We start from the raw sequence: 24485 nt of genomic DNA, 5'->3' as shown, positions 1-24485 counted from the left end.
TGGGCCGCTGACCGGCCGGCAGCGGCCCGGTGGGCGGTCGACCCGGTATCGGCGGCACCGGTCGTGCCCCGGTGGGCGGCGGACCCGGTCGCGGTGGGACCCGCCCCGGGGGAACACGGCCGGGCGGGACGGGACCGGGGGGAACGGGACCGGGGGGAACTCTGCGAGGCGGGACCTGGCGTGGACCGGTCGGGGGCGGGAAGCCGCCGGATCGGGGGTCCGGACGGTACTCGGGCGGGGGCGGTCCCTGCCGTCGGTAGCGGGGTCGGTCGTCGGGATACCCCGACGGTTGATCGGGGCGGGCCGGCCGGTCGGGGCGTGGTTGCTCTGGCCGGGCCTGCTCAGGCCACTGTTGATTAGGCCACTGTTGATCGGGCCGCGACCGAGGTGGAACGGGCGGGCCGGACCGTTCCGGACCCGCGCCGGGCCGCCGCGCCGGGTCGGCCGGGGGCATCCGCCCGTCGCGCTCGTCCGGTGTGCCCGTCATGGTGCCTCGTGCCCTTCGTCAGCGGGGTCAGGTTGTCCCTTGAACCGATGCCATAGTCTCCGGCCTGCGAGCAGCAGCAGCAAACCACCGGCGCCGGCAGTGACGATGGTCATGGCATTGCCGTAGGCGTTCGAGTGGATCGTGACGTGGATCTGTTCACCCAACGGCCGGCCGGCCGGTGTGGTCAGCTGGACCCGCAGGTTCAGCTGCCTGCTGAACCTGACCTCGGCCGGGATCTGCAGCTGGCGGGTGCCGCGGGGCGGCAGTTGCTGCAGGCCCACATCGGTGATGTGCACCCCCGACGGTGCCTCGATCTGCAGCTTGACCTGGACCGCGACCGGCAGGTCGTTGCGCACCACCAACAGCAGCGGGCTCTGCGACGAGGCGAGCGTGTAGATCGATCCCGGAGCCAGCACGGTGACCGCGGCGAACTGGGCGTCCAACGCGGAGGTGAGCGCCCGCACCCGGTCGTCGGCGACCTGGTCCGCCGGTTTCGGATCACCCATGTTGCGTCCCGCGTCGGTGATCGCGCGCAGCACGTCCTCGTTGAGCGGTGCGGTGTAGCCCTGCGGGGAGATCGTCGCCTGCGGATCGTCGACGACCATCGCGGTCAGCGAGTCGATCCGCGGCAGCTGGTTGGACGCGCGGTCGGTGATCGCATCGGGCACGCCCTCGTGGTCGGGTTCGTCGAGGGACAGCCGCGGGCCGCCGGGCGCCGCGGCCTCGGCCAGCACCGCCGCCAGCGGCCGGGGTGTGGCCAGCTCCGACCGGATCAGCGTCGACAGGGTCGTCAGCACCGCCGACGCCTCGTCGGCGTCGACCGTCCAGACCTGGGGCGGGGCCAGCACGACCGCCCGCCGCGCCGTCGGCGCGCCGGCCGACTGGGCTGTCCCGGACGAGCCCGACTCCCCCTCCCCGCCCAACGCGGGCCAGACCATCGCGCCGAGCGCGTCCTGCAGCCTGGCGGTACGCGAGTCGTCGGACAGGTCCAGGCGCTCCCGCGCGGGCGTGAAGTCCGGAGTCTGGATCTGCGCGCCCGTCGCCGCCAGCGCATCGGCCGCGGGCACGTCGAACAGCGCCACCGACAGACCGCCGTCGTCGCCACCGAGTCGACCGGTGGGCGGCGGGCCGCCGGCGCCGCTCGTCTGCACCGCATCGGCGGCGAGCAGCGCGGTCGACTGGCCCAGCGAGGCGACCATGGTTGCCGCGGGGGAACTCAGTGCCCCGGAGTCGGGCCAGGTCAATCCGCGCACCGAGGAGATGCCGAGGATCTTGTCGACGATCACCGCGGGCGAGGCGAGCGCGTCGGTGGTCAGGCCCGGCGCGCCGACCCGGGCCAGCGCGTCGAGGTCGACCTGCGCGAACGGCAGCGACGTCGTGCACATCTTGCCCGCCAGACCACGCAACTGGGCGAGCCAGTCCCGCGCCGCCTGCTGACCGGTCCCGGCCCGGGTCGGTCCGGTCGGGTCGGCGGGATGCTCGGCCACCCGATAGCCCTGGGTCATCGCGTTGACCGTGACCAGCAGGTCCGGGTCGACGGCCAAACACACCCCGGACGCCAGCTTGTGGTCCGCGTCGACGGTCGGACCGGTCGCGAACGAGAGCGCCGAGAGCAGCCCGCCGAGCCGCCCGGCCGGGGTCAGGGAGGTGGCCAGCGAGTCGTCGATCAGGCGGATCGGCTGACCGCCGGCCGGTGTGCCCGCGGCCAGCTTCGGCGGTGCGGCGATCGGATAGAGCATCGTGACCGGCACCGGGTGCGTGGTCGACGGCACGACCGGCTGCGCCGCGGTGCCGGTCGGATCGGTGGCCGTCGGGTCGGCGGGGACGCCCAGCACGGGAAGCAGGAACTTCTCGTCGTCGAGACGCGCCCGTCCGCCGTAGTCCGGGGTGCCGTTGACGTTGACCAGCATCGGGTAGACGCCCGGCTTGGTGATGTTCAGCGACGCCCCGGTCAGCGACCGCAGCGGCATCGTCAGCGTGAACCCGGCCCGCTGACCGGGGGTCAGTTCCTTGGACACCGTCTTGAAGGCACCGGCGATCTCGTAGTTGCTCTGGTCCATCCCCAGCGAGGTGCGCAGCCCGGCGGCACTGCTGACCGCGGCCGCGCGCTGGATCCGGACCGCGATGTCGGACACCGGCCGGTCGCCGACATTCGACACGGTGCCCGCGACCGACACGATCGGGTCGCTCGCGCTGGTCACCGAGTCGGGGGTCACGCGATCGATCGACAGCGACAGGAATCTTGCGCTGTGCGCGTCCTTGGACGGTCCGGAGGTCTCCGACCGTGACAGCGCGGCGGTGTCGGCGGCAACGACACCTGCGGCGTGCGCGTCGGGAACCGTGGCCGGGAAGGCGGTGGGGAAGACGCAGACGGCGGCGGCGACGGCCACCGCCGCGGCCGGGCGACGCAGCGGGCGCCAGATCCGGGGCAGCGTGGACCGAGCTCTCATCGCTCGCCAGTATCCCCACCGGGTGGATCGGCGGTGGCGGCCGGGTCCATGTCGGCGATGAGGTCCTCGGCGCGCTTGGCGAGCCGCCGCTCGTCCGCATACGCCAGTCGCGAGTGCAGTTCGCGCAACGGCACCCAGGCCACCTCGGTGACCTCGTAGTCCTCGTCGGACAGTTCGCCGCCCAGATAACGCAGCAGATAGTGGTGCACGGTCTTGTGCACGCGGCGGCCCTCGGTGACGAACCAGTAGTCGATGCTGCCCAGCTCGGCGAGCACCTTGCCTTCGATGCCGGTTTCCTCGGCGACCTCGCGCATGGCGGTCTGCTCGGCCGTCTCGCCCTGTTCGACGTGTCCCTTCGGCAGGGACCACAGCAGCCGCCCGCGACGGTCGGTGCGGCCGATCAGCGCGGCTCGCAGCGATTCGAGCGGCCCGCCCAGGCCGCTGACCACGAGTCCGCCGGCGGAGGTCTCCTGCACGGTGCGCATCCGCTTGCCGGTGCCGGAGCCCGAACGCGTCGGGCGTCGCGAGCGACGTCCGCTGTTCGTGGATTCAGCAGGAGACACCTTAGCGATGGTAGCTGGCACAACGCGCCGATCCGGGTTACCGCGCCGGACCCGTCACCCCGCTCGGGAACGAGGAGTTTCGGACCCCGGTCGAGCGTGCTCGGGTGCGGCCGCGGCTCGGTAAGCTGCACAGTCGTGGCTTCCCCTACTCACGACGACGACCGTCGCGTTCGTCTGCTGGCCAGTGCCGCGGTGACGCTCGGGCACCTGTCCGAGGTGCTGACCCCGCTCGGTGAGCGTTTCGCGCTGGCCGGTCACGAGTTGTACCTGGTCGGAGGCAGTGTGCGGGACGCGGTCCTCGGACGGCTGGGGACGGACCTCGACTTCACCACCGATGCGCCGCCGGAGGAGGTCCAGCAGATCCTGTCCGGCTGGGTCGACGCCCAATGGGACACCGGGATCGCCTTCGGCACGGTCAGCGCGGTCAAGGACGACCAGCAGATCGAGATCACCACCTTCCGGTCCGACGAGTACGACCGCATCGGACGCAACCCGCAGGTGTCCTACGGCGAGTCGCTCGAGGAGGACCTGGTCCGCCGCGACTTCCGGGTCAACGCGATGGCGGTCCGCATCGGCGCCGACGGGTCGCAGGAGTTCGTCGACCCGATGAACGGCATGGACGACCTGCTGGGCGGCGTCCTCGACACCCCCGGGCTGCCCGAGGACTCCTTCCACGACGATCCGCTGCGGATGCTGCGGGCGGCCCGGTTCGTCGCGCAGCTCGGCTTCACGGTGTCGCCGCGGGTGCACCAGGCGATCGTCGACATGGCCGACGAGATCCGGCGCATCACGGCCGAACGGGTGCGCGCCGAACTGGACAAGCTGATCCTGGGCCCGCACCCGATCGACGGCATCGACCTGATGTGCGAGACCGGACTGGCGCAGATCGTGCTGCCCGAGGTGCCGGAGATGAAGCTCGAAATCGACGAGCATCACCAGCACAAGGACGTCTACCGGCATTCGCTCACGGTGCTGCAGCAGGCGATGGACCTCGAGGACGGCGACCCCGACCTGGTGTTGCGGTGGGCCGCGCTGCTGCACGACATCGGGAAGCCGGACACCAAGCGCAACGAGGCCGGCGGCGGGGTCAGCTTCCACCACCACGAGGTGGTCGGCGCGAAGATGGTCCGCAAGCGGATGCGGGCGCTGAAGTACTCCAAGCAGATGGTCGACGACGTGGCCCAGCTGGTCTTCCTGCACCTGCGTTTCCACGGCTACGGCAAGGGACAGTGGACCGATTCTGCGGTGCGCCGGTATGTGCACGACGCCGGACCGCTGCTGTCGCGACTGCACAAGCTGGTCCGCGCGGACTGCACCACCCGCAACAAGCGGCGGGCGGCGGCGCTGCAGGCCACCTACGACGATCTCGAGCGCCGCATCGACGCCATCGCCGCCGCCGAGGACCTGGCCAGGGTGCGCCCGGACCTCGACGGCAACGCGATCATGGAGCTGCTCGGGCTGCCGCCGGGCCCTCAGGTGGGCGAGGCGTGGAAGTTCCTCAAAGAGCTGCGACTGGACCGTGGGCCCCTCTCGCGCAAGGACGCCGAGCAGGAGCTGCTCGCGTGGTGGGCGTCCCAGAAGGACTGAACCGGTTGTTTCACGGGAAACATGCGTCGGCTTGGGCCGGCCCTCCCGTTGCCGGCGTCCGCGCCACGAGATGATCATCTCGTGGCGGACGTGATCTTCTTCGACCTGGACGGGACCCTCGTCGATCACCGACGTGCGGTCTTCGACGCGATCGGCCACATCGTCGACGATGCGCCGAACGCGACGGTTCCGCCGGACGAACTGGCGCAGTTGTGGTGGACGCTGGAGGCGCGTCACATGCGGGAATACCTCGCCGGCGGGTGCTCCTTCGCCGAGCATCACCGCCGCCGGCTCCGCGGCTTCCTACCTGCGCTCGGCGAGCCGGTTCCCGACAGCCCGGACCTGCTCGACGCCTGGATCGCCGAGCGCTACCTGCCGGTGCTCGCGGCGTCGTGGCGGTGCTACCCCGACGTACAGCCGTGCCTGGAGGCGCTGAGACGGCTCCCCCGCGGGCCGCGCCTGGCCGTTCTCACCAACGGCGATCCCGGGCAGCAGCGGGCCAAACTCGCACGATTCGGCCTGCTCGGCCACTTCGAGGCCGTCCTGACCCCGACCGAGCTCGGTGCGGCCAAGCCCGCCGCCTACGCCGCGGCCTGCCGGTGGCTGCGGACGGGCCCCGGCCGCGCGGTCAACGTGGGCGACATGCTGAGCAGCGATGTGCACGCGGCGGACGACGCCGGACTCGCCGGTGTCTGGCTCGACCGGGGTATCGACTTCGTCACCGGTGGACCGTCGCCGGACGCGGACCGGTCGGTGCTCCGCATCGAACGGCTCACCGATCTGCCCGACCGCCTGGGTTTGCGCAGCGACCCCGTGACGGGCTGACGCGCCGCCGGCTACCGGCGCGTGTCAGCTGGTCGGTGCCTTCTTGGACTTGGCCTTGTCGGACCGGCGCTCGGCCCTGCCGCCCACCGGCGGGCGCGCCGAGCGGCCGCTCTGCGGCGGATGTCCGGCGGAGCGGGACGGGAGCGGGTGCGGCGTGGCCGGCAGGTGTCGGCGGGGTGATCCGGCGGCGTGTTCCACCGTCGGCCGATCGTCGCGCGGGTGGCCGTTTCCGCGTCGCCGCAGCGCCTGGGCCCAGCCCGGCTGGAGCGCTTCGCGTTCGGTCATGTGACGGTGTCGCTCGGCGGCGATGTCGGAGCGGTGCAGCTGCCCGACGACCTTGCCGTCGTCGTCGACGACCGCGAGCGTGTCGATCCCGCTGTCGGTGAGGTGCGCGAGCGCCGTGCCGAGGTGGTCGTGGGCGTCGATCGGTGCGGCGGTGCTGTCGAGCAGGTGCACGAGCGGCGTCTCGGCGGCCGTCTCGTCCAGTTCGGCGAGATTGACCATGCCCAGGTACGCACCGTGGTCGTCGACAACGGCCATCGTCGGCGCCTCGGGGTCGAGGTGGGTGTCGACGGCGGCTCCCGCGCTCAGGTTCGACGGCAGGAACGCCGGTGTGCGCATGATGTGGTGGGCGACCCGCATCCGCAGGGCGTCCACCTCGGTGCCGAAGTCGACCCGCAGGCCGCGGTGGCCGAGCTTCTCGGTCATGAGGCGGTCGGACAGGAACAGCTGTGCGACGAGCTCGGCGACCGCCACCCCGATCAGCAGCGGGACGATCATCCGGTACTCGCCGGTGACCTCCATGGCGAACACGACCGACGTGAGCATGGCCTTGGCCGCCGCGCCGAACGTCGCGGCCATCGCCACCAGCGCGAAGGCCGGGATCGACGCGTGCAGTGACGGGAACAGGCTGTTCATGCCGTGACCGAGCAGTGCGCCGGAGGTGGCGCCGATCAGGAACATCGGCGCGAGCGTGCCGCCGGAGGTCTGCGAGCCCAGTGAGATCCACCAGGAGGCCAGCTTGGCGACCAGCAGCACCGCGAGCGAACCCACGGTGAGCTGGCCCTGCAGGGTGTCGGTGATCCAGGCGTAGCCCATCGACAGCGTGCGCGGCTCGATCAGGCCGATCACCGAGAAGGCGAGCGCACCGAGCAGCGGCCACCAGAAGATGTTCAGCGGCAGCTTCCGAAAGGCCGCCTCGATCGCGAACAGGCCCTTGCTGAGCACGACCGCCAGTGCGCCGCCGACCAGACCGACCAGGGCGAACAGCGGCAGGTGGGCGAGGCTGACGTGCAGGTCCGGGGCCATCTCGAACAGGGGCTTGCCGCCGAACGCCACGATGTGGATGCCCGCCGCGATCGCGGTGGCGATCGACAGCGGCACGATCGTGCGCAGCGACCGCTCGAACAGCAGCACCTCGACGGCCAGGATCACCGCGGCGAGCGGGGCGTTGAACGTCGCGGCCATACCGGCGGCCGCGCCGGTGGCCAGCATGATCTTGCGTTCGGAGGGCGAGACCGTGAGGAACTGGCCGATCAGCGAGCCGATCGATCCGCCGGTGACGATGATCGGTCCCTCGGCGCCGAACGGTCCGCCGGTGCCGATGGTGATGGCGGCGGACAGCGGCTTGGCGACTGCGGCGCGCGGCTTGATCTTGCTGTCACGCATCAGGATGGCCTCGAGCGATTCGGGGATGCCGTGGCCGCGGATCACCGGCGCCCACACCGCCAGCAGCGACACCAGGAACGCGCCGCCGACCGCGGTGAGGATGATCCACGGCGTCGGGTGGTAGTCGCGCAGGTCCGGCATGTCCCAGCCGATGCGGTGCAGCAGCGTCAGGTTGGTGATGAACCCGATGAGGTGGAACAGCAGGACGGCCGCGCCGCCGCCCACACAGCCGAGCACCACCGCAACCCCGGAGAGCAGCCACATCCGGGAGGGTGTGGTGTCCCCGCTGATCTTGGCGTCCAGTTGCGGGAACAGTCGGCGGGTCTGCCTCACGGGTCGGTGTCCTTTGCTTTTTTCGGTTCGAGATGGTCGTGGAGGCATCCGGGTCGGCCGTTGGAACGCGCGTGATCGCGCGGCGGCGCCGTCGACGCCGGCGGGCGGATGCGAGTTCACGGCCGGCACCCGGGTCATGATGCCAAGGTCGCAAGTTGATCGAGAAAGCAGGTCTTGCTTTAAGCAAGTATCCAGTATCGCAAGGTTTGCTGTCATGCAATGTTGCCAGCATCACGTTGCCGGGCCGCGCCGGGGAACGTCCCGGCCGGTCGCCGCGTCCAAGCACACGTGGAGACGATCGGCTACATCTTCGGGACCGGCGACGGTGCGGTGAGCACGTGGCACAGCGCCGCCGACCTCGACCTGGACGGCGACGGGGTCGCCGACGCGGTCGGGCTGGACTTCGACGGGGACGGCATCGTCGACGACGCACCGTGGGACAGCGATCACGACGGCACCGCGGACATCGTCGCGCTCGACCTCGACGACGACGGCACGCCGGACCACTGGTACTCCGACCCCGCCCACGACGGGACGTGGAGTCACCAACTGTCCGCTCCCCCGGCGCCGGCTCCCGCTCCTCCCCCGTCGGCGCCCGAACAGCCGCCCTCTCCGTCGTCCGCGCCCGCCCCCGCACCGCCGGCCGCACACCCGGCGCCCTCGCCGCGTGTTCAGGTGATCGAACCGGACCACGGCGGCCGCGCGGCGCTGCTGGTGGACGGCGACGGCGACGGAACATTCGACACACGGCTCGAGGACACCGACGGTGACGGCCGCCTGGACCGGGCCGCGCCGGTCGACTCGCGGTGACGATGGTGCGGGCCGGAGGCGCCCGCTCACCGCCGCCGGATCAGCGGGTCACCGCTCCCCTAACCGCCCGCCGGACGCCCCGGCGTCCGCGCGCAGCGAGTTCAGTCCGATCGCCACCAGTGCGAGGGCGTAGCAACCGCCCGCCGCGAAGACCACCGCGACCGACCGTCCGTCCGGGGGCAGCAGCGAGGCCGCGACCGCGATGGACAGCACGAACGCCGCATTGAACACGGTGTCCTGCAGGGCGAACACCTGACCGCGGCGGATATCGGGGATCTCGATCTGCATCGCCGCGTCGCCGGTCAGCTTGATCACCTGGCCGGCCAGGCCCAGCAGAAACGCCGCCGCCAGCAGCTTGGCGTGGGTCAGCGAGACGACGAGACCCCACTGCACCGCCAGCGCGACGACGAGCCCGACGACGACCGTGCGGGTGCGCCCGATCAGCGGGATGACCATCGGGGTGACCACGGCCGCCACCAGCATGCCGGCGGCCGCGGCGCTGACCGCGACACCGAATCCGGCCAGCCCGCTGGGCAGTTCGGTGCCGGGTGCCGTCGGACCGCGCAGGATCAGCACCATCACCAGGGTGTCGACGCCGAACACGATGCGGTGCGCGCCGATGCCCGTCATCACCGCGGTCACCCCCGGCGACCGCCAGACCGCGACCGCACCGCGGCCCAACCCCGCGGCCACCGCCCGCAGCGCCGCCGCCACCCGCGTTGAGCCGGGCTCGTCCGGGCCCAGGACGCGGCGGGTGAATCCGGCGGCCGCCAGCGCGCTGACCAGCGTTCCCGCCGAGGAGATCGTCACCGCGACAGCCGAACTCACATCGCTGCTCCCGGCGAGCGACAGGATCAGCACGGAACCTGCCGCCCCCACCGCCGCGCAACCCGACCCGACCGTCGCGAGCACCGAGTTGGTCACCACCAGCAACCGCGGTTCGACGACCCGCGGCAGCGCGGCGGACACGCCGGCCGCGACGAAGCGGCTGACCCCGACGGCCGCGAGCGCGAGCAACAGCACACCGTCGGTGCTCGCCCCGACACCCAGCAGCACCGCGGTGGCGAGGATGAACCCGGCGCGCAGCAGGCCCGCCCACAGCAGCACCGCGCGGCGGTCCCACCGGTCGAGCAGGGCGCCGGCGAACGGGCCGATCACCGAGTAGGGCAGCAGCAGCACCGCGAAACCGGCTGCGATCGCCGCGGGGTCCGCGTGCCGTTCAGGGTTGAACAGGATCGCACCACCGAGCGCGGACTGGAACATGCCGTCGCCGAACTGCCCGATCAGCTTGACCAGCAGCAGCCGGGTCAGGCCCGGCGACCGGCGCAGCATCGCCGAGAGCCGGGCGGACAACTCGCGCGCGCGTCCCACGGTGTGCACCCTACAAATCCGGTCGGCGGCATTCGGGCAGGCGGGGAGGATCGCGCCGAAACCATCGGCGGTGTGCCACCGGCGAATCGCGTCCTCGGTGTCCGGACGCCCAGGTGGTGCCATGATGTGAGAGTGGCGTTCCCCGAGGGTCCCGAAGACAGCGCGGTCCCGGCCGCGCAGACGGTTCGGCCTGGGAGCCTGCTCGTGTCGTCGACGGATCTCGTCGAACCGACCTTCCGCCGCACCGTCGTCTACGTCATCGAACACAACGATGCCGGCAGCCTGGGCGTGGTCCTCAACCGGCCCAGTGAGACCGCGTTGCGCGACGTGTTGCCGCGGTGGTCGGAGATCGTGTCGAAGCCCAAGGCGATCTACATCGGCGGTCCCGTCAAGGAGGACGCCGCGATCTGCCTCGGGGTGCTGCGCTCCGGGATGAACGCGGAGGACGTGGCAGGCGTGCGCCGGGTCGAGGGCCGCACGGTGATGATCGACCTGGACACCGACCCCGATCTGCTCGCGCCGTACCTCGCCGATGTCCGGGTGTTCGCCGGGTACGCGGGCTGGACCGTCGGGCAACTCGACGGCGAACTGGCGCGCAGTGACTGGATGGTCTTCTCGTCGTTGCCATCCGACGTGGTCGTGCCGCCGCGGGTGGACCTGTGGTCGCGGGTGCTGCGCCGGCAGGCGATGCCGCTGGCGATGCTCGCGACCCACCCGATCGACCTGGAGCGCAACTGATGGCGGACGACGGTCCCGCATCCGCCGCGGGCCGGGTGGTCCTGCTCGGCGCCGCCGGGGTGACCGGTCGCGCGACGCTGCCCCGACTGCTCGACGCCGGGTATCGGGTGACCGCGCACAGTCGGCGCCCGCAGCGGTCCGCGGATCCGCGGGTGACCTGGCACGACGGCGACATCGCGGCCGACGAGACGCTGCTGCGGGCGATCGTCGACGGGGCGGACGCGGTGATCGACCTGCGGGTCGCGCTGCCGACCTCGCTGCGCACCCTCGGGGCGCTCGCGCAGTACCGGAAGGTGCGCGACACCGCGATGGGGCAAGTGGTCGACGCGTGCCTGGAGTGCGCGGTCCCGCGGATCGTGCGCGACACCGTGACCATGGTCTACCGCGACGGCGGCGACCGCCTGCTCGACGAGGACAGTGCGGTCGCCGCACCGGGCCCGATGCGGGCGAACCTGGCCGCGGAGGAGCACGCGCGCAGGTTCACCCGCAGCGGCGGGGTCGGCGTGGCGTTGCGGTTCGGCATGATCCACGGCGACGACCCGCTCACCGCGATGATCGAATCCGTCGCCCGCCGTGGATGGTTCGCGATACCGGGGCGCGCGGACGCGTATGTCGCGCCGCTGGCGCTGGCCGACGTGGGGACGGCGGTGGTGGCGGCGCTGCGCGCACCCGCGGGTCTGTACAACGTGGCCGACGAGCCGCTGACCCGGGCGCAGTGGGCGGCCGACTACGCCCGGCGCGTCGGTCGCGACCGGCTGCGGTTGATCCCCGGGTGGCTGGGCGGCCCGATGGGGCGCTCGCAGCGCGTGTCGAGCGCGCGGTTCACCGAGGCCACCGGCTGGCGACCCTCTCGCCGTGCGTGAGTTGCGGGGTCGCGGCCCCGCAACTCACGCACGGCGGCCTCAGTGCGCGAAGTGGCTTGCGTGCGACTGCGGCCGGACCTTCTGCTCGCGCAGTCGGGTGCACACCGTGTCGATGGTGTCGCGCAGCAACCGGGCGAGGTCGCCGCTGAAGCCCTCGCGCACCACGATCCGCAGCACCGCGACGTCCTCGGCGTCGGCGGGCATCGTGTAGGCGGGCACCTGCCAGCCCTCCGCGCGCAGCTCGTGCGAGATGTCGAAGACCGTGAAGCCCGGGTCGTCGACCAGTTCGAAGGCCAGCACCGGGATGGCGGTGCCGTCGCTGATCAGCTGCAGGCCCTCGATCTTCGCGATCTGCTCCCCCAGCCACACCGCGGTGTCGCGCAGCGCCGACATGATGTGCGTGTAGCCGGCCCGGCCCAGCCGCAGGAAGTTGTAGTACTGGCCGATGACCTGATTGCCGGGCCGGGAGAAGTTCAGCGTGAACGTGGGCATGTCGCCGCCGAGGTAGTTGACCCGGAACACCAGCTCCTCGGGGAGGTGTTCACGCGAGCGCCACAGCACGAAACCGATTCCGGGATAGGTCAATCCGTACTTGTGGCCGCTCACGTTGATCGACACCACCCGGGGTACCCGGAAGTCCCACCGCAGGTGCGGGTGGATGAACGGCGCCACGAATCCGCCGCTGGCGGCGTCCACGTGGACCGGCACGTCGGGTCCGCCGGACGACGCGAGTTCGTCGAGTACGGAAGCGATCTCGGCGATCGGCTCGAACTCGCCGGTGAAGGTGGTGCCCAGGATGGCCACCACGCCGATGGTGTTCTCGTCGACGGCCTCACGCACCTGCTCGGGGGTGATCGTGTAGCGGCCCTGCGCCATCGGCAGGTACTTCGGCTCGACCTCGAAGTAGCGGCAGAACTTCTCCCAGACCACCTGAACGTTGCTGCCCAGCACCAAGTTCGGCCGCGCGGCATCCTTGCCTGCCGCCTTGCGTGCCTCGCGCCAGCGCCACTTGAGGGCGAGTCCGGCCAGCATGACCGCCTCACTGGAGCCGATCGTCGAGACGCCGGTCGCGCTGGACGGATCGGACTCGGACAGCCCCGGCGCGTGGAACAGGTCCGCCACGATTGCCACGCAACGTGATTCGATCGAGGCGGTGATCGGGTACTCGTCCTTGTCGATCATGTTCTTGTCGAACGTCTCCGACATGATCTTCTCGGCCTCGGGGTCCATCCACGTGGTGACGAAGGTGGCGAGGTTGAGCCGCGAGCTGCCGTCGAGCATCAGTTCGTCGTGGATGAACCGGTATGCGGCCTCCGGGTCCATCTCGGCGTCGGGCAGGCGCAGCGCCGGGATCTTCTCGGTCCCCAGGCGACCGGTGTACGCGGGGGCGATGGTGCCCTTCGCATAGCGGTACGAGTCGGCTTTGCGCGATGTGGCCACGACTACCTCCGGGCATCGGTGTGGTTGGTCGTGACCAACGGTAGCCAGTAACGGCCCGGCCGGGGCGCTGTTCGACGCCGCACAGGGTGTCAGCCCGCGGTTTGCGGTTGCGCCTGCGCTTGCAGCTCGAGTTCGCCGGACTTCTTCGCGAAACGCTGCGCCAGCGCCGCGCACACGACCAACTGGATCTGGTGGAAGATCATCAGCGGCAGCACGATCAGCCCGACCGAGTGGCCGGCGAACAGCACCGTCGCCATCGGCAGACCCGACGCCAGGGACTTCTTCGAGCCGCAGAAGATGATCACGATCCGGTCCGGCCACGAGAATCCCAGCGACCGGCCGGCGAACGCGGTGACCGCCAGCACGACCGCGAGGATCGCGATGCACACCCCGACCACCGTCAGGATCTGCCACACCGAGGTGCTCGACCAGATGTGCTCGTTCATCCCCTCGCTGAATGCCGAGTACACGACCAGCAGGATTGATCCACGGTCGACGAGCTTGGTCGGCGCCGCGTGCCGTGTGAGCCAATCGGAGATGAGCGGCCGCACCAACTGGCCGACCAGGAACGGCACCAGCAACTGCAGGACGATGTCGAGGATCGACGACGCGTCGACCTTGGCCTGCCCGGTGGTGTCCATCAGCAGGATGACCAGCAGCGGGGTCAGGAACACGCCGATCAGGTTCGAGAACGACGCGCTGACGATCGCCGCTGCGACATTGCCCTTCGCGATCGACGTGAACGCGATCGACGACTGCACGGTCGACGGGACCAGGCACAGGAACAGGATGCCCTTGTACAGGTCGTCGGAGATGATCGTGGGCTCGAGGATCCGCAGCGCCAGGCCGATCAGCGGGAACAGCACGAACGTGGCGGCCAGCACCACCGAGTGCAGCCGCCAGTGGCGGACCCCCTCGAACGCCTCCTGGGGCGACAGCCGGGCGCCGTACAGGAAGAACAGCAGCCCGATCGCGATCTTGACAGCCCAGTCCAGTACCTCGGCGCCGCTGCCGTGTGCTGGGAGCACGCTGGCCAGAACGACCATGCCGAGGATCGACAGGATGAACCCGTCGATGTAGAACCTGCTGAGAAAACGCACAGATCAACGGTATCCGCGACCGCACCCATCATCAAAACCGTTCGCCATGTTCAAGGCGATCACGATTCATGATAGGCATGTGGGCATGTTCGATCCGGTGCTGCTGCGCAGCTTCCTCGCCGTGGAACAGTCCGGCGGCTTCACGGCCGCGGCCCGGCGCCTCGGCCTGCGCCAATCCACCGTCAGCGGTCACATCGCGCGGCTCGAGAAGGCGGTCGGGCGCGAGCTGTTCCTGCGTGACACCCACACCGTCGAGCTGACCGCCGACGGGACCGCGATGGTCGGGTTCGCCCGGTCCATCCTCGACGCCCAGGACCAGGCGCAACGTTATTTCGCCGAGTCGACATTGGCCGGGCGCCTCCGCTTCGGGGCGTCCGAGGACCTGGTCGCCCGGGGGCTGCCGCAGATCCTGCTCGAGTTCCGCCGTAGCCACCCGATGGTCGACGTGCAACTGACCGTCGGTTTGAGCAAGGAGGTGCACGCGCAGTTGCGCGCCGGAGAGCTCGACCTGGCCTTCGTGATGCGACGACCCGGCGAGATGCACGGCGACCTCGTCGACCGCGACCGGCTGGTCTGGGCCGGACCCCGCGACGCCGCCTGGGATCCGAGCACTCCGGTGCCCCTCGTGTCGTACCCGACGCCGAGCATCACCCGGCAGTGCGCGCTCGCCGCGCTCGAACAGGCGCGCATGGCCAGCCGGCAGACCTGCCTGGCCAACAGCAGGGCGGGGCTGCGCGCGGCGGTGCTGGCCGGGCTCGGCTACATCGTGCACGCGAAGTCGCTGCTGCCCGCCGACCTGGTGCCCGTCGGCGGACGACTCGGCCTGCCCGACCCCGGCGAGGTCGAATTCGTGCTGGTGACGCGGCAGAGCACGCCGACCGCCCCGGCGCGGGCGTTGATGGACGCGATCCGCGGCAATAACGTACGCCTGGGCCAGGGCGAGACGCCCGAATAGTTCAGCTCAGATACAGGTCGTCGCCGCGCTGTTCGAGCCTGCCGCGGCGCAGCGGCCAGAGCCGCGTCAGTGCCTCGACCGCCGCGTCCAGCCCGGGGATCTTCGCGAACACCCCCTGCGGACCGAGCACCATGTGCCCGGTCGCGACGTCGTACTTGGCGCCGTGCCACGGGCACACCAGGCATCCGTCGTCGTCGATGCTGCCGTCCGCGAGGTCGGCGCGCAGGTGCCGGCATTTGCGGCTCACCGCGAAGTACTCGCCGCCGGCGTTGCCGACCGCGTACTTGCCGACCCCGATCACGGCGCCGTCGGGAAGGTCGGTGGTGGAGATCTTCTGACTCATGAGGATGGCCTCCTGGTCGCGATCGGTCCTGGTTCGACGGTATCGCCGGACCGGCTCAGCCGGAGGTGTTCGACGAACCCGAGAGCAACACCCGCACCCGCTCGAGGTGTGCCGGTGCGGTGAGCACGGTGACGAGACTGCCCTCACCGAGCACCGTCGACGCCTCGGCGGGCAGCACGGTGCCGTCCCTGGCGACGGAGACGACCAGCGTTCCGGTCGGGAGGAGGCGTTCGTCGAGCCGGCGGCCCTGCACCGGTGAGTCCGAGCCGACCCGGACCTCGAGCAGTTCGGCGTCGCTCGCGACGGCGTTGATCCGGATGTTGTCCACTTCGGCGGCCCGGCGGTAGGCCCGCACGATGTCGCCGACCGCGATGATCCCGCGGACGCGACGATCGTCGTCGAGCACCGTGAGCCAGTGCTGACCGTCGGGCAGCGCGTCGAAGGCCTCGAAGAGGCTCGCCGAGAGCGCCACCGTCGCGACGGTCGGATCGGCCATGTGTCCGGCGGTGCCGGTCGTGCCCGGCGCACCGTCGGCCGCGGTGAACACACCGACGTACCGGCCCTCGTCGTCGACGACGGGCGCGCCCGGTACCGAGGCATCGCCGGCCAGTCGCCCGGCCTCGGCGGCGGACGCGTGCGCGTCGAGCACCAACCGGGGGGCGGCCATCGCCGCGGTCACCGGGATCCGCGCGAGCAGTGGCAGCCCGCGGTGCAGCCGAGCCGCCCGGGCCTCGTCCCGGTTGGTCAACTGGGAACGGTAGATCGTCGCGCCGAAGTGCCGAACGATCAGGTATGCGAGCCCGACCGCGACCATCGCCGGCGCCAGGATCGTCAGGCTGCCGGTCATCTCGGCGACCATGAGCATGATCGCCAGCGGTGCGCGCGCGGCGCTGCCGAAGCAAGCCATCATGCCGACGATCACGAACGGCGCGGGACTGTGCGGCACCTGCGGTGCGATCGGCTCGAGGAGCCGCCACACGGCCGCGCCGACGAAGGCGCCGATCACCATGCCGGGGCCGAAGATGCCGCCGGATCCCCCGCTGCCGATCGACAGTGCCGTCGCGAGGATCTTCGCGAACGGCAGCAGCAGGACCACCCACAGCGGCAGCGACAGCAGCGCCGACCGGTCCAGCGACTCCTGCACCCAGCCGTACCCGCTGCCGAGTACCTCCGGCAGCGCCAGCCCCAGCAGGCCGACCAGCAGGCCACCCAGGGCGGGCTTGAGCACCCGGGCCAGACGCAGTCGGCGGAACAGCGCACCGATGCCGTAGAAGCCGCGGATGTAGGCGAGCCCGACCAGCCCGGCGACCAGTCCGATGAGCGCGAACCACACCAGTTGCAGCGGCTGATCGAACCGGTAGTCCTGTGCCGCGTACCCGAACAGCGGGCTGAAACCCATCATCGAGCCGAACACCGTGTAGCTGACGATCGAGGTGATCAGCCCGGGTACGAGCGCCTCGGTCTCGAAGTCGTCGCGGTAGACGATCGCGCCGGCGAGCACCGCCCCGCCCAGCGGCGCCCCGAAGATTGCACCGATGCCGGCGCCGATGCCCACCGACACCGCGATCCGCCCGTCCTCGGGCGACAGGTCGAGCCGGCGCGCCAACAGCGAGCCGAAGCCCGCGGAGATCTGCGCGGTGGGCCCCTCCCGGCCGCCGGAGCCGCCGGAGCCGATCGTGATGGCCGAGGCGATGAGCTTGACGATCACCGCGCGCATGCGGATCATCCGCGGGTTCTTGTGCACCGCCTCGATGGCCGAGTCGGTGCCGTGCCCCTCGGCCTCCGGAGCAAAGGTGAAGACCAGAAACCCCGAGGCCAGGCCGCCCAGGCAGACCACCAGCGGGATCGCCCACGGCCGCGTGAACTGGTCCCAGCCGACGTGCCCGCCACCGGCCGCGCCGCCGCCCTCACCGACCGGCTTCGGTGGGGCGTATCCGCCGAGGGTCTCCAGCAGCAGGTGCGTCGCGCCGGTCAGCGCCAGATAGAACACCACCGCGCCGAGTCCGGCGATGATCCCGATCGCGATCCCGAGTGCGACCCACTTGCGCAGATAGCCGGCGCGGCCGAGCCATCGTGAGGTCGCCGCCTCGATCGACCGGGGTGTGAGTGTCATCGCCACGGTCTTCGACAGTAGGACGCTATTCCGTCGACTCGTCCACGCGGTGCACCGCGTCGACGCCGTCGACGGCCCCGATGACGTTCGTCGCCTGGTGTACGCCGCGCCCGGACAGCGACATCATGATCCCGACCCGGCCCGGTTCGGCACCGTGCAGCGGGCCCAGGTCGGTGCCGGACGGCTCGTCCGAGAGGGTCGTGACCACCCAGTTGTGGGTGCTGCACACGGTCAGCAGCTGACGCAGGATGCCGCGGCCGTCCTCGTAGATGACGAAGATCCGCACCGAGCCGCGCAGCCGCGCGGGAATCCGTCTGATCAGCGGGCCCAGCCCGAGCACGACGACGAAGTGCAGCACGGTGACCAGCACCGCCAGCAGCGGCAGCCCCGCGCCGGCGGCCATGCCGATGGCGGCGGTCTCCCAGACCGAGGCGGCCGTGGTCAGGCCGCGGATCGCGCCCTGGCGGGTGATGATCAGGCCCGCGCCGAGGAAGCCGATGCCGGTGACGATCTGCGCGGCGACCCGGGACGGGTCCAGGATGACGTAGCCCTTGGCGAGGACGTCACCGAATCCGTACTTGCTGACCAGCACGATCAGCGCAGCGGTGGTGCCGACGATCGCCTGGGTGCGCAGCCCGGCGTTCTTGCCGCGGATCTCGCGTTCGAAGCCGATCAGCGCGGACAACACGAAGGCGACCAGCAGCTCGCCGACCTGCGGCCATCCCTGGCCGTGCTGGGCGGCGAGAGCGAGCGGTCCGCCGGCCGTCGCGAGGGCTCCCACAGAAATCCACTGTGCCACTCACCGGCGCCTCAGGTGCCGGAAAAGACCAGGCGACGGTCCTCGCTCGGGACCTCAGTGCTCGTGGCCGACGGCGCTCTCGCAGGCGTCCTTGAGCGAGCACGCGCCGCAGGAACTACCGCACGCGCCCAGGTCGTCGGGGGTCGGCAGCGACTCCGCCGCACGGGCGCCCAACGCGCCGCCGATACCGGCGATGACCAGCGCGGCGACCAGGCAGACGACGACCGCGACGATGCCGGCGACGGTGCTGAAGAGCAGCGCGCCCAGACCGCCGAGCAGCAACACGAACGCGCCCGCCGCCATCGTGGGGGCGGCGACCCGGTTGGCCAGCCGGAAGGTCTGCTCGTCGCGCAGCGTCGCGGGAGTCCGCACGCCGAGGTACCGGTTCCGCGGCAGCCTGCCGGACAGGGCCACGACAGAGATCCCACCGAGGGCGACGGCGGCGATCAGGAACAGGACGGCGACGATCAACACCCCACCATGGTAAGAGACCAGGCAAAACGCTGCCTACCGGGTCTCTGCTCGGCCGCGCGGACACCTTAGGCTGTGAGGCGGTAGTTCCCAGCAGCGAGTAGATAGCGACAGCCGTGACCAAGCCAGCACAGACCCAGCCCGACGAGACCCCGCAGCACCGCTACACCGCGGAGTTGGCGGGCGAGATCGAGCGTCGCTGGCAGCAGCGGTGGACCGACCGCGGCACCTTCGACGCGCCGAACCCGGTGGGTTCGCTGGCCGGCGAGGTCCCCGACGACAAGCTGTTCGTGCTGGACATGTTCCCGTACCCCTCGGGCGCGGGCCTGCACGTCGGGCACCCGCTCGGCTTCATCGCGACCGACGTCTACGCCCGCTATCACCGCATGAACGGGCACAACGTGCTGCACACGATGGGCTTCGACGCCTTCGGCCTGCCGGCCGAGCAGTACGCCGTGCAGACCGGCACCCATCCGCGCACCACGACCGAGGCCAACATCGAGCGGTACCTGTCGCAGATCCGGCGCCTGGGCCTGGGGCACGACGAGCGCCGCCGGGTGGCGACCACCGACGTCGACTTCTACCACTGGACGCAGTGGATCTTCCTGCAGATCTACAACGCCTGGTACGACGTCGACCAGCGCAAGGCCCGGCCCATCGCCGATCTGGAAGCGGAGTTCGAGAGCGGCGCAAGGACTCTCGACGGCGGCCGCGCGTGGGCCGAGCTGACGAAGGCCGAGCGCGGCAAGGTACTCGACTCGTATCGCCTGGTGTACCACTCGGATTCGATGGTCAACTGGTGCCCGGGGCTCGGTACGGTGCTGGCCAACGAAGAGGTCACCGCCGACGGCCGCAGCGAGCGCGGCAACTTCCCGGTCTTCCGGAAGAACTTGCGACAGTGGATGATGCGGATCACCGCGTACTCCGACCGCCTTGTCGACGACCTCGAGCTGCTGGACTGGCCGGACAAGGTCAAGACCATGCAGCGCAACTGGATCGGCCGCTCGCAGGGTGCGCGCGTGCGCTTCGCGGTGGCCGGGGCCGACGAGGCCGTCGAGGTGTTCACCACCCGCCCCGACACCCTGTTCGGTGCCACCTATGTGGTGCTCGCGCCCGAGCACCGGCTGGTCGACACCGTCCTCGCCGCGGCCTGGCCCGACGGGGTGGACGAGCGCTGGACCTACGGCGCCGCCTCGCCGAAGGAGGCGGTCGCCGCCTACCGCGCGGCCATCGTGGCGAAGTCCGATCTCGAGCGCCAGGAGAACAAGGACAAGACCGGTGTGTTCACCGGGGCCTACGCGGTCAATCCGGTGAACGGGCAACAGGTTCCGATCTTCATCGCCGATTACGTGCTGACCGGGTACGGCACCGGCGCGATCATGGCCGTGCCCGGGCACGACCACCGCGACTGGGAGTTCGCCACCAAGTTCGGGCTGCCGATCGTCGAGGTCGTCGCCTCCGAACTGGACCTGACCACCGGTGCGCACACCGGTGACGGTCCGACGGTCAACTCCGCGAACGACGAGGGGCTCGATCTCAACGGCATGACGGTCGGGCAGGCCAAGCCGGCCGTGGTCGCCTGGCTCGAGGAGCGCGGGCTCGGCGAGGGCACCGTGCAGTACAAGCTGCGCGACTGGCTCTTCGCCCGCCAGCGTTACTGGGGCGAGCCCTTCCCGATCGTCTACGATGCCGATGGCAACGCGGTGCCGCTTCCGGATTCGATGCTGCCGGTGGAACTCCCGGAGGTCGAGGACTACGCGCCGGTCAGCTTCGACCCCGAAGACGCCGACTCCGAGCCCTCTCCCCCGCTGGCCAAGGCGGCCGGCTGGGTCGACGTCGAGCTGGATCTCGGTGACGGGCTGCGGCACTACACGCGCGACACCAACGTGATGCCCCAGTGGGCGGGCAGCTCGTGGTATCAGCTGCGCTACATCGACCCGAAGAATTCGGATGCGTTCTGCGCCAAGGCGAACGAGCAGTACTGGATGGGGCCGCGGCCGGAGCTGCACGGCGCCGGCGACCCGGGCGGCGTGGACCTGTACGTCGGCGGTGTCGAGCACGCGGTGCTGCATCTGCTCTACGCGCGCTTCTGGCACAAGGTGCTGTTCGACCTCGGCCACGTGAGCTCGTCCGAGCCGTACCGGCGTCTCTACAACCAGGGTTACGTACAGGCCTACGCCTACACCGACTCCCGCGGTGTCTACGTGCCGGCGGAGGAGGTCGTCGAGAAGGACGGCAAGTTCTTCTACGACGGCCAGGAGGTCAACCGGGAGTACGGCAAGATGGGCAAGTCGCTGAAGAACTCGGTGACCCCGGACGCCATCTGCGACGCCTACGGCGCCGACACCCTGCGCGTGTACGAGATGTCGATGGGTCCGCTGGACACCTCCCGACCCTGGGCGACCAAGGACGTCGTCGGCGCGCAGCGCTTCCTGCAGCGCGTCTGGCGCACCGTGGTCGACGAGGAGACCGGGGCCGTGCGCGTCACCGACGCAACCCCTTCCGACGACACGCTCCGCCTGCTGAACAAGACGATCGCCGGCGTCCACGAGGACTACGTCGCACTGCGCGACAACACCGCGGCCGCCAAGCTGATCGAGCTGACCAACCACCTGACCAAGGACTACCCGGAGGGTGCGCCCCGGCAGGCGGTCGATTCGCTGGTGCTCATGCTCGCCCCGCTGGCGCCGCACCTGGCCGAGGAGTTGTGGTCGCGGCTCGGGCACGACGGCTCGCTCGCGCACGGACCGTTCCCGGTCGCCGACGAGAAGTGGCTGGTCGAGGACAGCGTCGAATACCCGATCCAGGTCAACGGCAAGGTGCGCAGCCGCATCACGGTGCCGACCGACATGGCGGCCGGTGACATCGAGAAGCTCGCCCTGGCGGACGAGAAGATCGTCGCGCTGCTCGACGGCAAGGCACCGAAGAAGGTCATCGTGGTGCCCGGCCGGATGGTCAACGTGGTGCGTTAGCGGTATACATCCGACATGGGGAAGATCAACCGCCGCGGGTTCCTGGTCGGGACCGTCGGGGCCGCCGCCGCCTTGACCCTGGCGGGCTGCGGCGAGGAGCCGCCGGTGATCGGCCTGGCCCGGGCCGATGCGGTGCCGCCGAGGGTGTTCACCGTCGCGCCGCCGGTGCGGATCCGCTACGGCGCGACCTCGGACAACTTCGGCGACCTGTACCTGCCCACCGGGGAGGCCGGCAACCTGCCGGTGGTGGTGATGATCCACGGCGGCGGGTGGGCGCAGAGCCACTCGCTCGGCTACACCGGTGTGCTCGCCCGCAGCCTGGTCCCGCACGGGATCGCGGTGTGGAACATCGAGTACCGCCGCGTCGGCGGGCTGGGCGGCTGGCCGGTCACGCTGGCGGACGCGGCCGATGCGGTCGAGGCGCTGCCGGGTCTGGTGCAGCAGTACGCGAACGGCCGGCTGGATCTGCGGCGGGTACATGTGGCGGGGCACTCGGCGGGTGGACAACTCGCCGCGTGGCTGGTCAGCCGGCCCAAGATGGGCGCCGGCGCGCCGGGTGGCCCGGCCCTGCAGCCGCTGCACAGTGCGACCGTGATGGCGGGCGTGTTCGACATGCGCATGGCCGCCGTGCAGGGGCGCGACCACTTCGTGCAGCGTTTGCTGGGCGGCACCCCGTTGCAGGTGCCCGACCGCTACCACCTGTCCTCGCCCATCGACTTCCTGCCGATCGGGTTGCCGGTCACCGCGATTCACGGGGACAAGGACACCACGGTCTCGCCCGACCAGAGCCGGCTGTACGTCTCCGCGGCCAACTACATGGGTGATCCGGCGTGGCTGAAGATGCTGCCCGGTGTCGGGCACATGGACTTCGGCGATCCGCGCACGGCCGCGTGGGCGTCCGCGAAGAAGAGCATCCTCGGCTACGTCGGCGTCTGACTCGTCGCGCGTGTATCCGCTTGGGTACCAGTGTGTTCGGCCGAACCGGTATGGGCATCGGCTTGGGCCGAAGCCTGTGCGGAGGCCTTGGCGATCCGGCGTGCGACGAGCGCGGCCTGCAGTGAGCGCAGTTCGGACGGCCGGGTCGGGTCGAGTCCGGTGAGCTGACCGATCCGCCGCAGTCGGTAGTCGACAGTGTTGGCGTGCACGTGAAGTCGACGCGCGGTGCGTTGCCTGCTCAGGTCGTTCGCGATGTGCACCTCGAGCGTTTCGACCAATTCCGGGGAACCGTTCAACGGCTCGAGCAGCGAGATCAGGTGCTCGCGTCCTGCGCCCGGCCGCATCATCTGGTACTCGAGCACCAGGTCGCTCATCCGATAGACGCCGGGATCGCTGTGCAGCATCCCGGTCAACTCGAGCAGTTCGTGCGCCTGTTCCGACGCGGTCGGGACATCCGGCGTGCGGGCCTGCACCGCGGTCACGGTGATCGGCACCTCCGCCGCCGAGCCGAGGGACTCGACCAGCGAGCTTACCCATTCCTCTTGCGGGGCATGGGGAATGAGCACGGTGCCGCCCTGCGGACTGAGCAGCGACAGGGAACGCCGGCCGCACGATGTCGCCAACTGCGCTTGCACCCGCCGCAGCTTGCGCCGGGCCGGCACCGAGCGGCGCACGTCGGGTCGCAGCTCATCGGGGTGCGCGGGGATGTGCACCGCCAACACCAGGTATTCCGGCGCGACCGCGATGCCGCACTGCCGGGCCATCGCGGTGGTGCTCTGGCCGCTCAGCAGCGCCGTGACAAGGGTGTGGCTGGCGGTGTGGTGCTCGCTCGCGACGATCTTCAACTCCGAGATGTAAGCCGAGGTCGCTGCGACGGTGACGTTCTCGAGCATCGAGATCAGCAGGTGGGTGGCGTCGGCCATGTCGTCGACGTCGCCGGCGTCGGCACGGTGCGCGATGTGCTGCCAACTGACCTTGATGCCCTCGTGGAAGACCCGCAGGATGGTTTCGAGCGGGATGCCCTCCCGCGCCCACTGTGCCGCCGCCTCGGTGAAGGCCGCGAGGTCCTCGTCGGTGGGGACCCGCCGCTCGTCGAGCAACCCGACCGCCAGCGCCAGACATCCCATGGTCACCCGGGTGACGTCGCCGTCGAGCTCCTCGCGCGGCAGCAGGCCGCACGGCACGACGTTCTCCGCGAAGTGGCCGACCAGGTTTCCGGCGAACGAGCGGAGGTCGCTCAGGGCGGACGACGCAGGTTCCCCGGCCACCATGATCTGCACGGTGTCGGCCCCAGGGCTGGTCATCGCATCGCCTCCACGTTGTGTCCCCCACGTCCGGCGCCCCCACGCCGTTCTGGATATCTGCCACGCGAGGTGACAGTGTTGCGCATCACATCGGTGATGTCCAGGTCGTGGAACGAGCTGGACGGTCGGATCCAATCCTCTGCCTGGGTGTCTGCAACTCGGGCGGGTTCCCGTTCCACGTAGTGGCGCGGGGGATGCGCCCTTCTGTTCGCCGAGCGATCGCTGCGGCTCTGCGGGCAAATCGTGAACTTGCCGGGAACTTTCCCGCCCGCCGTGGCATCCCACTTGCGACAGATCGAGATTAGGTCCACCGACAGCCGCTCGCCGAGGCCGATTCTCGGACCGAACCGGGCACAG

19 protein-coding genes and 1 pseudogene are annotated in these 24485 nt (G+C 70.6%); 8 read left to right on the top strand and 12 right to left on the bottom strand.

Going from position 1 to position 24485, the window contains the following annotated elements:
• Positions 1-483: 483 nt before the first annotated feature.
• Positions 484-2937: a DUF6049 family protein gene (locus tag G4X40_RS06660; protein WP_277831016.1), complete on the bottom strand. Its 2454-nt coding sequence runs from the start codon at positions 2935-2937 to the stop codon at positions 484-486.
• On the bottom strand, positions 2934-3500 hold the full coding sequence (locus G4X40_RS06655) for an NUDIX hydrolase (RefSeq protein WP_408642122.1): 567 nt from the start codon (positions 3498-3500) through the stop codon (positions 2934-2936). Before G4X40_RS06655 ends, G4X40_RS06660 begins: the two co-directional genes overlap by 4 nt.
• 135 nt (positions 3501-3635) lie before the next feature.
• Between G4X40_RS06655 and G4X40_RS06650 the strand changes: the two genes are divergently transcribed.
• Both G4X40_RS06650 and G4X40_RS06645 read left to right on the top strand, forming a co-directional pair.
• The gene (locus G4X40_RS06650) at positions 3636-5087 is read left to right on the top strand and encodes a CCA tRNA nucleotidyltransferase (RefSeq protein ID WP_277831015.1); all 1452 of its coding nucleotides are present in this window, start codon (positions 3636-3638) and stop codon (positions 5085-5087) included.
• Positions 5088-5168: 81 nt separating this feature from the next.
• The gene (locus tag G4X40_RS06645; protein ID WP_277831014.1) at positions 5169-5912 is read left to right on the top strand and encodes an HAD family hydrolase; all 744 of its coding nucleotides are present in this window, start codon (positions 5169-5171) and stop codon (positions 5910-5912) included.
• Positions 5913-5936: 24 nt separating this feature from the next.
• Here the strand turns inward: G4X40_RS06645 and G4X40_RS06640 are convergent, their stop codons facing one another.
• Positions 5937-7913 (bottom strand): chloride channel protein, encoded by a 1977-nt coding sequence (locus G4X40_RS06640; protein WP_277831013.1) that lies wholly within the window; start codon positions 7911-7913, stop codon positions 5937-5939.
• A 219-nt stretch (positions 7914-8132) separates the two neighbouring features.
• On the opposite strand from G4X40_RS06640, the gene G4X40_RS06635 reads away from it, so the two are divergent.
• Positions 8133-8723 carry a hypothetical protein gene (locus tag G4X40_RS06635; protein WP_277831011.1) on the top strand — a complete coding sequence of 197 codons (591 nt, stop codon included), beginning with the start codon at positions 8133-8135 and terminating at the stop codon, positions 8721-8723.
• 48 nt (positions 8724-8771) lie between these two features.
• Here the strand turns inward: G4X40_RS06635 and G4X40_RS06630 are convergent, their stop codons facing one another.
• Positions 8772-10055, bottom strand: a complete 1284-nt coding sequence (locus tag G4X40_RS06630) for an MFS transporter (protein ID WP_277831318.1) — start codon at positions 10053-10055, stop codon at positions 8772-8774.
• 171 nt (positions 10056-10226) lie between these two features.
• On the opposite strand from G4X40_RS06630, the gene G4X40_RS06625 reads away from it, so the two are divergent.
• Together G4X40_RS06625 and G4X40_RS06620 are read left to right on the top strand one after the other, a co-directional pair.
• Complete coding sequence (locus tag G4X40_RS06625; protein ID WP_277831010.1) at positions 10227-10832, top strand: YqgE/AlgH family protein; 606 nt, start codon at positions 10227-10229, stop codon at positions 10830-10832.
• Positions 10832-11695, top strand: coding sequence for an NAD-dependent epimerase/dehydratase family protein (locus G4X40_RS06620; RefSeq protein WP_277831008.1), 864 nt, complete (start codon positions 10832-10834; stop codon positions 11693-11695). Before G4X40_RS06625 ends, G4X40_RS06620 begins: the two co-directional genes overlap by 1 nt.
• A 39-nt stretch (positions 11696-11734) precedes the next feature.
• Here G4X40_RS06620 and G4X40_RS06615 read toward each other — a convergent pair whose 3' ends face one another.
• Together G4X40_RS06615 and G4X40_RS06610 are read right to left on the bottom strand one after the other, a co-directional pair.
• Positions 11735-13135, bottom strand: a complete 1401-nt coding sequence (locus G4X40_RS06615) for a glutamate decarboxylase (RefSeq protein ID WP_277831005.1) — start codon at positions 13133-13135, stop codon at positions 11735-11737.
• An 89-nt stretch (positions 13136-13224) separates the two neighbouring features.
• Positions 13225-14235 carry a bile acid:sodium symporter family protein gene (locus tag G4X40_RS06610; protein WP_277831003.1) on the bottom strand — a complete coding sequence of 337 codons (1011 nt, stop codon included), beginning with the start codon at positions 14233-14235 and terminating at the stop codon, positions 13225-13227.
• A gap of 85 nt (positions 14236-14320) precedes the next feature.
• On the opposite strand from G4X40_RS06610, the gene G4X40_RS06605 reads away from it, so the two are divergent.
• Positions 14321-15190: a LysR family transcriptional regulator gene (locus G4X40_RS06605; protein ID WP_277831001.1), complete on the top strand. Its 870-nt coding sequence runs from the start codon at positions 14321-14323 to the stop codon at positions 15188-15190.
• A gap of 1 nt (position 15191) precedes the next feature.
• Here the strand turns inward: G4X40_RS06605 and G4X40_RS06600 are convergent, their stop codons facing one another.
• The 5 genes and pseudogenes from G4X40_RS06600 to G4X40_RS06580 form a co-directional block, all read right to left on the bottom strand.
• Positions 15192-15533: a Rieske (2Fe-2S) protein gene (locus tag G4X40_RS06600; RefSeq protein WP_277830999.1), complete on the bottom strand. Its 342-nt coding sequence runs from the start codon at positions 15531-15533 to the stop codon at positions 15192-15194.
• A gap of 55 nt (positions 15534-15588) precedes the next feature.
• On the bottom strand, positions 15589-16200 hold the full coding sequence (locus G4X40_RS06595; RefSeq protein WP_277831317.1) for a CBS domain-containing protein: 612 nt from the start codon (positions 16198-16200) through the stop codon (positions 15589-15591).
• Positions 16201-16251: 51 nt separating this feature from the next.
• Positions 16252-17646 (bottom strand): annotated as a pseudogene (locus G4X40_RS06590) (chloride channel protein); the annotation flags it as partial.
• A 25-nt stretch (positions 17647-17671) separates the two neighbouring features.
• Entirely contained in the window at positions 17672-18427 is a 756-nt protein-coding gene (locus G4X40_RS06585) for an MgtC/SapB family protein (RefSeq protein ID WP_277830998.1), read from the bottom strand.
• A 72-nt stretch (positions 18428-18499) separates the two neighbouring features.
• A complete protein-coding gene (locus G4X40_RS06580) occupies positions 18500-18919 on the bottom strand; it encodes an SdpI family protein (protein WP_277830996.1) in 420 nt (139 codons plus the stop codon).
• 113 nt (positions 18920-19032) lie between these two features.
• Between G4X40_RS06580 and leuS the strand changes: the two genes are divergently transcribed.
• Both leuS and G4X40_RS06570 read left to right on the top strand, forming a co-directional pair.
• The gene (gene leuS / locus G4X40_RS06575; RefSeq protein ID WP_277830994.1) at positions 19033-21888 is read left to right on the top strand and encodes a leucine--tRNA ligase; all 2856 of its coding nucleotides are present in this window, start codon (positions 19033-19035) and stop codon (positions 21886-21888) included.
• 15 nt (positions 21889-21903) lie between these two features.
• Complete coding sequence (locus tag G4X40_RS06570; RefSeq protein ID WP_277830992.1) at positions 21904-22824, top strand: alpha/beta hydrolase family protein; 921 nt, start codon at positions 21904-21906, stop codon at positions 22822-22824.
• Here the strand turns inward: G4X40_RS06570 and G4X40_RS06565 are convergent.
• Positions 22809-24128, bottom strand: a complete 1320-nt coding sequence (locus tag G4X40_RS06565; RefSeq protein WP_277830990.1) for a PucR family transcriptional regulator — start codon at positions 24126-24128, stop codon at positions 22809-22811. The two genes, G4X40_RS06570 and G4X40_RS06565, sit on opposite strands and share 16 nt — an antisense overlap.
• Positions 24129-24485: the final 357 nt, after the last annotated feature.

It is taken from the genome of Speluncibacter jeojiensis, assembly GCF_029589495.1.
In the GTDB taxonomy this organism is placed as follows: Bacteria; Actinomycetota; Actinomycetes; order Mycobacteriales; family Mycobacteriaceae; genus Speluncibacter; species Speluncibacter jeojiensis.
This window is presented reverse-complemented; position numbering and strand designations above follow the sequence as displayed.

Excerpts from the sequence above, each read along its gene's own strand:
- G4X40_RS06595 (WP_277831317.1), bottom strand. The coding sequence starts at position 16,200 with ATGGCCGCCCCCCGGTTGGTGCTCGACGCGCACGCGTCCGCCGCCGAG.
- G4X40_RS06635 (WP_277831011.1), top strand. The coding sequence starts at position 8,133 with ATGTTGCCAGCATCACGTTGCCGGGCCGCGCCGGGGAACGTCCCGGCC.
- G4X40_RS06600 (WP_277830999.1), bottom strand. The coding sequence starts at position 15,533 with ATGAGTCAGAAGATCTCCACCACCGACCTTCCCGACGGCGCCGTGATC.
- G4X40_RS06570 (WP_277830992.1), top strand. The coding sequence starts at position 21,904 with ATGGGGAAGATCAACCGCCGCGGGTTCCTGGTCGGGACCGTCGGGGCC.
- G4X40_RS06620 (WP_277831008.1), top strand. The coding sequence starts at position 10,832 with ATGGCGGACGACGGTCCCGCATCCGCCGCGGGCCGGGTGGTCCTGCTC.
- G4X40_RS06660 (WP_277831016.1), bottom strand. The coding sequence starts at position 2,937 with ATGAGAGCTCGGTCCACGCTGCCCCGGATCTGGCGCCCGCTGCGTCGC.
- G4X40_RS06605 (WP_277831001.1), top strand. The coding sequence starts at position 14,321 with ATGTTCGATCCGGTGCTGCTGCGCAGCTTCCTCGCCGTGGAACAGTCC.
- G4X40_RS06565 (WP_277830990.1), bottom strand. The coding sequence starts at position 24,128 with ATGACCAGCCCTGGGGCCGACACCGTGCAGATCATGGTGGCCGGGGAA.
- G4X40_RS06630 (WP_277831318.1), bottom strand. The coding sequence starts at position 10,055 with ATGCTGCGCCGGTCGCCGGGCCTGACCCGGCTGCTGCTGGTCAAGCTG.